This window comes from Mycobacterium sp. TH-M106, from assembly GCF_057473765.1.
The window spans coordinates 1-1830 of record NZ_JBYCLE010000594.1; the positions used below are offsets into that span (position 1 = coordinate 1).

Here is a 1830-nt window from a genome sequence, read left to right on the forward strand (position 1 = left end):
GCGGAATCGCCTCCACGCGACCAAAGATGTCGCCGGCGTCGACGTTGTTCAGGTAGACCGTGGACAGCGAGCACGATCCCAGCAGCACGGTCGTCACACCGTGCCTCAGCGACTCGGAAAGCGCTGGCTCGCAGAGTGTTTCGATGTCGTAATGGGTGTGGATGTCAATGATGCCGGGTATCACCCACTGGCCGGTGGCGTCGACGACGTCGGCGCCCGCCGCCTCCAGCGGTCCGGCCGTGACGGTGGCGACGCGGCCGTCGCGCAGACCGATGTTCCGCAGAGCCGACGGCGCACCCGTTCCATCGAACCAGCGGCCGTTGAGGATCACCGTGTCGTACCTCATAATTCGGCCTCCCTGCCGGGCCCCGCGCTTGCGCCTCCAGGTTTCGGTGATCATACATACCGACGACAGTGCCTACCGAGATGGCTCGTGATGCGACGGGACGCACACGCGCCGCGCGTTCCGGAGCCGAGCCCGGACCCGTCAGCGCTATGATCCGCCTGTGGGGATGACCGAACCCCAGACCGCCCTTCGCTGAGCATGGGTAGCCACGGTTGGGCGGGAGACGCGCCCGCCTCCGACGAGGAAGCGATCGAGCGCATCCTCGACGCCGCCGACGCGATCATCGACGAGCGCGGCTCGGCGATGCGCATCGCCGACGTGGCCCGGGCGCTCGGGGTGACACGGCAGACCGTCTACCGTTACTTCCCCGGTACGCAGGCGTTGCTGGTGGCTTCCGCGATGCGGTCGGCCGATGGGTTCCTCGACCGTGCGGCGGCTCACCGCGAGGGGTTCACCGACCCGATCGCGGCGGTCACAGAAGGGGTGGCCTTCGCGGTCGAACAGCTGTCCTGTGACAAGCAGCTCGAATTCGTGCTCAATCAGCGCCATCGCGACGGGCGGAAGGTCTCGATAATGTCGGATTCCGCCCTGGCCTTCGGTCATTCGATGCTGCATCGCTTCGACATCGATTGGGAGCGAAACGGTTTCGACGAAGTGGCGTAGGACGAGCTGAACGAGTTCTGCCTTCTTTCTCGAGCGCTGGAAGTCCCCCATGAGGAGATCGACGAATGCCTCATCGCGGGTGACGCCTATCGGCTCGAATCGCTGGAATCGCCCATCTGCAGCGACAGTTCAGGCAAGCCCCGCGTGGTGGCCGACGCTGTCGGCCGCGTCGATCCTCAGATCGACCACATCACGAACAGGGAAGCGGTCCGCGCCCTGGTGAGTGGGCTTCCCCGACGCCAACGCGAGGTCCTGCACATGCGTTTTTCCGAATCGATGACGCACAGCCAGATCGCCGAACGGATCGGCGTCTCGCAGATGCAGGTCTCACGCATCCTCGCCAGCACCCTGCAGTGCCTGCGCGACCAGTTGGAGTAGCGCCGCGCCCTTTCCGCACCGCCCGGTTTCCCGACGATGTACTGTCCGATTCGGCACTCGAACCGGTTTGCTTCGCCAGATGCAGCCCGGGCAGGAGCCGGGAAGGGGCGCATGTGATGAGGATTTCTCCGGTGGCGGCGGCGAGTGTGGCCGTGGCGGCGGTGCTGGTGGTGGCCACGAGCGGCTGCGGTACCCATTCGACGACGTCGACCCCGAAATCCGGTTCCGCCACCTCGGCCCGGAGCAGCCGTGGCCCCGAACCGACCTCGGCGACGCCGGTAGGGCCCGGCGAATATGCGGGGTTGCTGATCAAGGCCACCGACATCCATGCACCGGTGACGTTCATCGGCAGTCCGCCGACGGAGAATCCGAACGGCCAGCCGGGTGTGGCAACAACATTTCGCGACGAAGACGGCAGTCACCTGATCAAGGACACCATTCGG

General features: G+C 65.8%; 1 protein-coding gene and 3 pseudogenes. 3 read left to right on the forward strand and 1 reads right to left on the reverse strand.

The window, feature by feature from the left end:
- A pseudogene (locus tag AC2VOP_RS20140) lies at positions 1 to 346 on the reverse strand (hypothetical protein); the annotation flags it as partial.
- Positions 347 to 544: 198 nt separating this feature from the next.
- Here AC2VOP_RS20140 and AC2VOP_RS20145 point away from each other — a divergent pair.
- The 3 genes and pseudogenes from AC2VOP_RS20145 to AC2VOP_RS20155 form a co-directional block, all read left to right on the forward strand.
- A pseudogene (locus tag AC2VOP_RS20145) lies at positions 545 to 1006 on the forward strand (TetR/AcrR family transcriptional regulator); the annotation flags it as partial.
- 150 nt (positions 1007 to 1156) lie between these two features.
- Entirely contained in the window at positions 1157 to 1387 is a 231-nt protein-coding gene (locus AC2VOP_RS20150) for a sigma-70 family RNA polymerase sigma factor (protein ID WP_486962611.1), read from the forward strand.
- Positions 1388 to 1503: 116 nt separating this feature from the next.
- Positions 1504 to 1830 (forward strand): annotated as a pseudogene (locus tag AC2VOP_RS20155) (hypothetical protein); the annotation flags it as partial.